The 8,094-nt window shown below is 65.5% G+C and carries 8 protein-coding genes; 5 read left to right on the plus strand and 3 right to left on the minus strand.

Annotation, left to right across the window (positions count from 1 at the left end; all coding sequences use genetic code 11):
• Window positions 1-24: 24 nt before the first annotated feature.
• Window positions 25-1,770, minus strand: a complete 1,746-nt coding sequence (ctaD, locus tag HNP02_RS24035) for a cytochrome c oxidase subunit I (RefSeq protein ID WP_184442970.1) — start codon at window positions 1,768-1,770, stop codon at window positions 25-27.
• 178 nt (window positions 1,771-1,948) lie between these two features.
• On the opposite strand from ctaD, the gene HNP02_RS24040 reads away from it, so the two are divergent.
• The 3 genes from HNP02_RS24040 to HNP02_RS24050 all read left to right on the plus strand — a co-directional run bounded on the left by HNP02_RS24040 (window position 1,949) and on the right by HNP02_RS24050 (window position 4,546).
• Complete coding sequence (locus HNP02_RS24040; RefSeq protein ID WP_184442971.1) at window positions 1,949-3,052, plus strand: iron-siderophore ABC transporter substrate-binding protein; 1,104 nt, start codon at window positions 1,949-1,951, stop codon at window positions 3,050-3,052.
• Between the two features lie 18 nt (window positions 3,053-3,070).
• A complete protein-coding gene (locus tag HNP02_RS24045) occupies window positions 3,071-3,346 on the plus strand; it encodes a YciI family protein (protein ID WP_184442972.1) in 276 nt (91 codons plus the stop codon).
• A gap of 153 nt (window positions 3,347-3,499) precedes the next feature.
• Window positions 3,500-4,546, plus strand: a complete 1,047-nt coding sequence (locus tag HNP02_RS24050) for an NAD(P)-dependent alcohol dehydrogenase (RefSeq protein ID WP_184442973.1) — start codon at window positions 3,500-3,502, stop codon at window positions 4,544-4,546.
• A 66-nt stretch (window positions 4,547-4,612) separates the two neighbouring features.
• Here the strand turns inward: HNP02_RS24050 and HNP02_RS24055 are convergent, their stop codons facing one another.
• Complete coding sequence (locus HNP02_RS24055; RefSeq protein ID WP_184442974.1) at window positions 4,613-5,248, minus strand: TetR/AcrR family transcriptional regulator; 636 nt, start codon at window positions 5,246-5,248, stop codon at window positions 4,613-4,615.
• 79 nt (window positions 5,249-5,327) lie between these two features.
• Here HNP02_RS24055 and HNP02_RS24060 point away from each other — a divergent pair, with 79 nt between their 5' ends.
• The gene (locus tag HNP02_RS24060; RefSeq protein ID WP_309241670.1) at window positions 5,328-5,789 is read left to right on the plus strand and encodes an SRPBCC family protein; all 462 of its coding nucleotides are present in this window, start codon (window positions 5,328-5,330) and stop codon (window positions 5,787-5,789) included.
• Window positions 5,790-5,816: 27 nt separating this feature from the next.
• Here the strand turns inward: HNP02_RS24060 and HNP02_RS24065 are convergent, their stop codons facing one another.
• Window positions 5,817-6,152, minus strand: a complete 336-nt coding sequence (locus tag HNP02_RS24065) for a DUF3349 domain-containing protein (protein WP_184442976.1) — start codon at window positions 6,150-6,152, stop codon at window positions 5,817-5,819.
• A 246-nt stretch (window positions 6,153-6,398) separates the two neighbouring features.
• Here HNP02_RS24065 and HNP02_RS24070 point away from each other — a divergent pair, with 246 nt between their 5' ends.
• The gene (locus HNP02_RS24070; RefSeq protein ID WP_309241671.1) at window positions 6,399-8,006 is read left to right on the plus strand and encodes an APC family permease; all 1,608 of its coding nucleotides are present in this window, start codon (window positions 6,399-6,401) and stop codon (window positions 8,004-8,006) included.
• Window positions 8,007-8,094: the final 88 nt, after the last annotated feature.

Here is an 8,094-nt window from a genome sequence, read left to right on the forward strand (position 1 = left end):
CAGCCCCCGCGTCGCTGTCGGCCGTCAGGTGCGGACGTGTTCGTCGTCGAGGCGCGTGACGTCACCGTCTTCGGGACCGTGTGCCCGTCCGACGTGCGCCTCGGCACGCATCCGCTCGACCATGTGCGGGTAGTGCAGCTCGAATGCCGGTCGCTCCGAACGGATTCGGGGCAGCTCGGTGAAGTTGTGCCGCGGCGGCGGGCAACTGGTGGCCCACTCGAGCGAGTTGCCGTAGCCCCACGGGTCGTCGACCACGACGGGCTCGCCGTAGCGCCAGCTCTTGAACACGTTCCAGGTGAACGGGATCGTCGAGATGCCGAGGATGAACGCGCCGATCGTCGAGATGACGTTCAGCGTGGTGAATCCGTCGGTCGGCAGGTAGTCGGCGTAGCGGCGGGGCATGCCTTCGTCGCCGACCCAGTGCTGCACCAGGAAGGTGGTGTGGAAGCCGATGAACGTCAGCCAGAAGTGCAGCTTGCCGAGTCGCTCGTCGAGCAGTCGGCCCGTCATCTTCGGGAACCAGAAGTAGATGCCCGCGTAGGTGGCGAACACGATGGTGCCGAAGAGCACGTAGTGGAAGTGCGCCACCACGAAGTAGGAGTCGGTGACGTGGAAGTCGATCGGCGGGCTGGCCAGCAGCACACCCGAGAGACCGCCGAGCAGGAACGTGACGAGGAAGCCCACCGAGAACAGCATCGGTGTCTCGAACGTCAACTGGCCCTTCCACATCGTGCCGATCCAGTTGAAGAACTTGATGCCGGTGGGCACCGCGATCAGGAACGTCATGAACGAGAAGAACGGCAGCAGCACCGCGCCGGTGGCGTACATGTGGTGCGCCCACACCGCCACCGACAGTGCGGCGATGGAGAGGGTCGCGTAGATCAGCGTGGTGTAGCCGAAGATCGGCTTGCGGCTGAACACCGGGAAGATCTCACTCACGATGCCGAAGAACGGCAGCGCGATGATGTACACCTCGGGGTGGCCGAAGAACCAGAACAGGTGCTGCCACAGCAGCACACCGCCGTTGGCCGGGTCGTAGATGTGGGCACCGAGGTGACGGTCGGCGGCAAGGCCGAACAGCGCGGCGGTGAGCAGCGGGAAGGCCAGCAGCACCAGGATCGACGTCACCAGGATGTTCCAGGTGAAGATCGGCATCCGGAACATCGTCATGCCGGGCGCACGCATGCAGACCACGGTGGTGATCATGTTGACGCCACCGAGGATGGTGCCGAGGCCAGCGACGGCCAGGCCCATGATCCACAGGTCGCCACCGGCGCCCGGGGAATGGATGGCGTCGGTCAGCGGCGAGTACGCGGTCCAGCCGAAGTCCGCGGCGCCACCGGGGGTGATGAAGCCGGCGATGGCGATCATCGCGCCGAACAGGAACAGCCAGAAGGAGAAGGCGTTGAGCCGCGGGAACGCCACGTCGGGCGCGCCGATCTGCAGCGGAAGCACCAGGTTGGCGAACCCGAACACGATCGGCGTCGCGTAGAACAGCAGCATCACCGTGCCGTGCATGGTGAACAGCTGGTTGAATTGCTCGTTGGACAGGAACTGCAGTCCGGGCAGCGCGAGTTCGGTGCGCATCAACAGCGCCATCAGCCCGCCGATGAAGAACATGATGAAGCAGGCGACGCAGTACATGATGCCGATCAACTTGTGATCGGTGGTGGTCACCAGCTTGTAGATCAGGTTGCCCTTGGGACCGAGCCGCGCCGGGAACGGTCGCGTTGGCTCGAGCTCACCGATTGGGGGCGCTTCGGCTACCAACAGATCCTCCAAAAGTCCGGCGGGTCCGCGTCCCGCGTTCACCGCTTGCTCGGGGTGAATCCTATCCCCCAAACCTGTCGATGGCGGCCCGGGTCCTACAAACTGTCGTATTCAATCGGAACCTTTCGGGTAACGGGGCCTGACCGGCCGGGTACTGGGAGTTGGTACCGTCGGCGACGTGCCGTTCTTCACACCGCGAGTGGGTTTGATCACCGCGGCAGCGGCGCTGGCCACCGCGGTTTCGGTGACGCTGGTCAGCGGCTGCGACAGCTCCGGCGGGGCCCCCACACAACCGTCGGCCGCGAACTCGGTAATCACCAGCACCACCAAGGTCGCCGGTGCCAACGTGCTCGGGAACGAGCGCAGGCCCGACGAATCCTGCGCGGCCGATCCAGCTCCCCTCGACGATGGTCCGGAGACCAGGGAGGTCAGGCACGCGGCGGGCAGCACCGAGGTGCCTGCCGACCCTCAGCGCATCGTGGCGCTCTCCGGCGACCAGCTCGACGCGCTGTGCGCCCTCGGCCTGCAATCGCGCATCGTCGCCGCCGCTCTGCCGGACGGGGCGACCAGCCAGCCGTCCTATCTGGGCACAGTCGTGCACGACCTCCCGGCCGCGGGCACCCGCACAGCACCCGACCTTGGTGCCATCCGCGCCGCGACGCCCGAGTTGATCCTCGGCTCTCAGGAGCTGACGCCGCAGGAGTTCGGCCCGCTGTCGGAGATCGCGCCGACGGTGTTCACCGGCGCGCCCGGCGCGGGGTGGCAGGACGTGGTGCGCACTGTCGGGGCGGCGACGGGCCGCGCCGATGCCGCGAACCGGTTGGTCGACGGGTTCGTCCAGGACGCCCAGAAGACCGGGGCGCAGAACGACGCCACCCACTTCCAGGCCTCGGTGGTCCGGCTGACCGAGAACACCATGCGGATCTACGGCGTCGACGACTTCCCTGGCAGCGTGCTCGCCGCCGTTGGCGTGGATCGTCCTGCGGCGCAACGGTTCAACGACAAGCCCTATGTCGAGATCGGCACCACGGACAAGGATCTGGAGAACTCGCCGGACTTCTCGGCCGCCGATGGCGACATCGTCTACGTGTCCTTCGAATCGGCGGCGGCCAAACAGCGCGCGACCACGTTGTTCGACGGCGATGCATGGCGCAAGTTGTCGGCCACCCGGGACAATCGGGTGTTCGCGGTGAACGACGAGGTGTGGCAGACCGGCGAGGGCATCGTCGCCGCCCACGGCATCCTCGACGACCTGCGGACGCTCAACGCTCCGATCAACTGATCAACTACTCTCGCGTCGGTGTACTACGTACTGACGTCGATCTACCTACAGCCGCCCGACGTAATCGGGCAGACCCGCCCCGCTCATCTGGAGTTCCTCGAGAGTGAAGTGGCCGCGGGCCGGCTGCTGCTGGCCGGGCGCCAAGAGTCCGGCGTCGGCGGGATCCTCGTCACCGGCGACATCAGCGCCGAAGACGTGCAGGGCATCGTCGAACGCGACCCCTACACACAGGCTGGAGTGGCACGCTATGACGTGGTCGGCTTCAACGCCGCGGTCCGTGCCCCGGGTGTTTAACCTGCCAGTTACCTGAATCGGGGACTATTCGGGGACCGGCTTCGGTTGGGACTGCTCGGGACGCGACGTCGCGCCCCGATTCAGTTATCTTGGCTAAGCCTTTGAGCTGACTGGCCGCTTTGCACCACGACTAAAAGAGGGCACAAAGAAGACATGACCACCACCGTTACCGCCATTGCCGCCACGTCGGCCACCGAACCGCTGACCAAGACCACCATCGAGCGTCGCGACGTCGGCCCGCACGACGTCGCATTCGACATCAAGTTCGCAGGCATCTGTCATAGCGACATCCACACCGTCAAGGCCGAGTGGGGCGTACCGAACTACCCCGTCGTCGTCGGCCACGAGATCGCAGGCGTCGTCACCGAGGTCGGCTCCGAGGTCACCAAGTACGCGGTCGGCGATCACGTCGGCGTCGGCTGCATGGTCGGCTCCTGCCAGGCGTGCGACAACTGCGAGGCCGGCCTCGAGCAGTACTGCACGGGCACCGGCATGATCGGCACCTACAACGCCACCGATCGGGACGGCACCGGCACGCAGGGCGGTTACAGCAAGGCGATCGTCGTCGACGAGAAGTTCGTGCTGCGCATCCCCGATAGCATCCCGCTGGACAAGGCCGCTCCCCTGCTGTGCGCAGGCATCACCTTGTTCTCCCCGCTGCACCACTGGGGCGCCGGACCGGGCAAGAAGGTCGCCGTCATCGGCCTCGGCGGCCTCGGCCACATGGGCGTCAAGATCGCCCACGCCATGGGCGCCGAGGTGACCGTGCTCAGCCAGTCGCTGAAGAAGATGGAGGACGGCCTGCGTCTCGGCGCCGACCACTACTACGCCACCAGCGATCCCGACACCTTCACCAAGCTCGACGGCACGTTCGACCTGATCCTGAACACGGTGTCGGCCAACCTCGACATGGGCGCCTACCTCGGCCTGCTCGCCGTCGACGGCACCCTGGTCGAGCTCGGCGCGCCGGAGCAGCCGCTGACCGTGCCGTTCTTCCCGCTCGCGGGTGGACGCCGCAGCCTGTCCGGTTCGATGATCGGCGGCATTCCCGAGACCCAGGAGATGCTCGACTTCTGCGCCGAGCACGACGTCACCCCCGAGATCGAGGTCATCTCGGCCGATTACGTCAACGAGGCCTACGAGCGCGTGCTGGCCAGCGACGTGCGGTACCGCTTCGTCATCGACATCTCCACGCTGTAAAACGCCGAAACTGCTGGCAGATCGCGGGTTTGAGCTTTTCCGCGATCTGTCAGCAGTTTCGAGGCGTCATCCGGCGGTCAGTCCCCGGATCATCCCGTCGATGACCGAACCGGCGTCCTGACGCGCTTGGGCGCGATCCTCTGCGCGTACGAGGTAAAGACACGCCTCACGCATCGCACCGAGCAACACGTGCGCGCTGGCCTCCACCGGCTGGGGCGGAATGCGGCCGGAGTCGATCGCGTCGGTGAGCAGAGTCCGCACCAGTCCGATGTTGTAGCGATTGCCGATCTCGCTCCAGCGCGTCCACCCGAGCACTGCGGGCGCGTCCACCAACACGATTCGCGATATCTCGGGCTCGGCGCAGGCATCGAGCCAGAACGCCGCGCCCGCCCGCATCAACTCGACCGGATCCGTATGCCCCGTTGAGGCAACGTGTTCGGCCATGCGCAGGGCCACTTCTCCCTCGACCCGCTCGAACACCGCCGCGAACAGCTCCTTCTTATCCGCGAAGTGGTGATACAGCGCGCCCCGCGTCACGCCTGCCGCCCGCACGATGTTCTCGAGCGACACCTCCGAGTAGCCCGGTGACGCAAACATCGGCCGTGCTGCGGCAATCAACGCGTCGCTGGTTTCCGCGGAACGTCCAGCCTGGGTGCGACGGCCCTCATTCATCGTTGGCCTGCGCTCATCGTTGCCTTTCATACATACTGGATGTATGTTACTTACGTACATACCGTATGTAGGTTCGCACGAGAGCTTACTCATCCACCGGGAGATCGCAGTGACCAAGAAGAATCTCGAAACGTCGATCGACGTCGACGCCGCACCCGACCAGACCTGGACGGTCCTGTCGGACCTGAAGCGGATGCCTGAGTGGAGTCCACAGTGCAGAGGGATGTGGCCGTTGAGCGCGCTGCGCACCGGCACCATCACGGTGAACATGAACCGGCAGGGCAGGAAGTACTGGCCGACGGCATCCAAGGTCGTGCGCTTCGAACCCAACCATGCCATCGCATTTCAGACGCTGACGAACAACAGTGTCTGGACGTTCGAAATCACCCCAACCGCAACGGGATCCAGAATCACCGAACGCCGGCTAGTCCCCCAGGACGGTACGACGTGGATCTCCGAGACCATCGTCGATCATGTTCTCGGCGGCGAAGAACGCTTCGACGACGAAATGCTCGACGGTATGAACGCGACACTCGCGAAGATCAAGGCAGCCGTCGAAGACGCCCGGTGACCGGGCATCTCCGCACTACGTCAACGGTTAGCTGGATGGGGCGGTGGTGTTCTCGACCCCGGCCAGCGGCCAGCCGGCCGCGGCAAGCTTGGCCGCCACCCGGTTGATGTTCTCACTGCCCGCGTCGTGCTGGGTGACCTCGGAGATGAACGCCTCGATCTCGTCGGTGTCGATCGAACCGTCGGTCAGCGCCGCCGAACCGTCGGCGGTGATGTTGCGGACGACCTCTTTGATTTGGTCTTCGGTCAACGGGGTTGCGCGCAGCAACGCCAGCAGCGGAACGCGGTCGGGGCCGGGAACGCCCTCGGGATAGCCGGCCCGAAGCCAATTCAGGATGGAACCCAGAAGCGAGGTGTTGGTCACGCCGCCAAGTCTCGCGGTTGCTCCACGTCACCGCCACTACCGCGCCGGACAGTTCTCCGGTCATTCATGCGCAGTTCAGGCAAGTTTTCCCGCAGTTCGGCACCATCCCGGGTGGAAGGATTCCTGCCGATCGGCAGTAAATATCGCTCCTCGAGTTGTCGGGTGGCGGTCCGGATGCGACGCTCGACAACGGACTTGCAGCGTCGCGGGCCTCAATTGCACTCGAATCCGACCCAGGAGGCCTGCGTGACCACCGAATCCGCAACCACCGAAGACAAGCCGGCGGCGCCGACCAGCGGGCTCAAGAAGGGGTCGATCGGCATCGTCGCCGTCATCTTCATGGCCGTCGCCAATGCCGCGCCGATCACGGCCATGACGGGCAACGTGCCCATCGCCGTCGGGTTCGGCAACGGACTCGGAGCGCCCGCGGGCTTCCTGTTCGCGACGATCATCTTGACCCTCTTCGCGCTCGGCTACGTCGCGATGGCGCGGCACATCACCACGACCGGCGCGTTCTACGGCTTCATCTCCCACGGCCTCGGCCAGGTGTGGGGAATGGCCAGCGGCGTGCTGGCCACCTTCGCCTACGTCGTCTTCGAGGGCTCGTTGATCGGCGGTTGCGCCTACTTCGCCAACGACGCGCTCAACACCATCTTCGGCGTGAACGTCCCCTGGTTGGTGATCGCCGTCGTCGCGATCGTGGGCATTGCGCTGCTCTGCTACTTCGACATCAGCCTGACGGCGGCCATCCTCGGCGTCACACTGACCGCGGAAGTCCTCGTGCTGCTCGCGCTGGCGCTGTCGGTGATCTTCAAGGGCGGCGGGCCCGACGGCTTGATGCTGAGCCAGACGGTGCTGCTCAACAACGCTTTCGAGGGCCTGCCCGCGGGAGCGTTCGGCACGGCCGCCGCAGCCGGATCCATGGCCATCGGCCTGTTCTTCGCATTCTGGTCGTGGGTGGGCTTCGAGACCACCGCGGTGTACGGCGAGGAGTCCCGCAACCCGAAGAAGATCATCCCGCGGGCGACCATCATCGCAGTGGTCGGACTCGGCCTGTTCTACACGTTCATCTCAGCGATGGTGATCGCGGGCAACGGCGCCAAGACGTCGGTCGAGACGTCGATCAGCGCGTCACCGCTCGACCTGTTCTTCGGACTGGTCAGCGGGAACCTCGGCGGCGTGGTCCTCGACGTCTACAAGGCGCTGCTCGTCATCGGCTCCTTCGCTTGCGCGTTGGCGTTCCACAACGCCGCGTCGCGCTACCTCTTCGCACTCGGACGTGAGATCCCATCGGACAAGGTGAAGTCGACCATCGGCAGCACCCATCCCAAGCACGGCTCGCCCTGGGTCGCCTCGACGATTCAGAGCGTCATCACGCTGCTGATCGTGCTGGCGTTCGCGGTCTTCACCGCCGTCCAGGTGCCCGACGCCAACGGCGCCCCAGTCGACACCCCGGCGCTGGTGCCCTACGTCAACATCTACGGGCTGCTGGCCCTGATCGGCACCGCAGCGATCCTGCTGGTGCAGGCCATCTGCTCGGCCGCGGTGATCTGGTACTTCTGGGTGCGAAAGACTCACCGCGGCAACGTGATCACGACCCTGATCTGTCCGCTGATCGGTGGCGTGGCCATGCTGTACGTGGTGTGGCTGCTGTGGGACAACCGGGAGTTCGCGGCCGGCCTGGCAGCGAAGTCCGACGTGTTCAAGGTGGCCCCGTACATGATCGTCGGAGCGTTCGCGATCGGTCTGGTCTACGCGTTGTGGCTTCGGTCCGCCAATCCCGCGATCTACGCCGAGATCGGACGCACCGTCATGGAGGACGCCCACGAGCGCACCGAAGAGACGCCCGCCTAATGGGAGTCGATCAGCGTGTCCTTGACGGGGATCTTGGTTCTCGAGCGGGAGGCTGATTACCGAGCCGCCGGCCGGTGAGCACTGTCGT

It is taken from the genome of Mycobacterium sp. AZCC_0083, from assembly GCF_014202335.1.
Taxonomy (GTDB): Bacteria; Actinomycetota; Actinomycetes; order Mycobacteriales; family Mycobacteriaceae; genus Mycobacterium.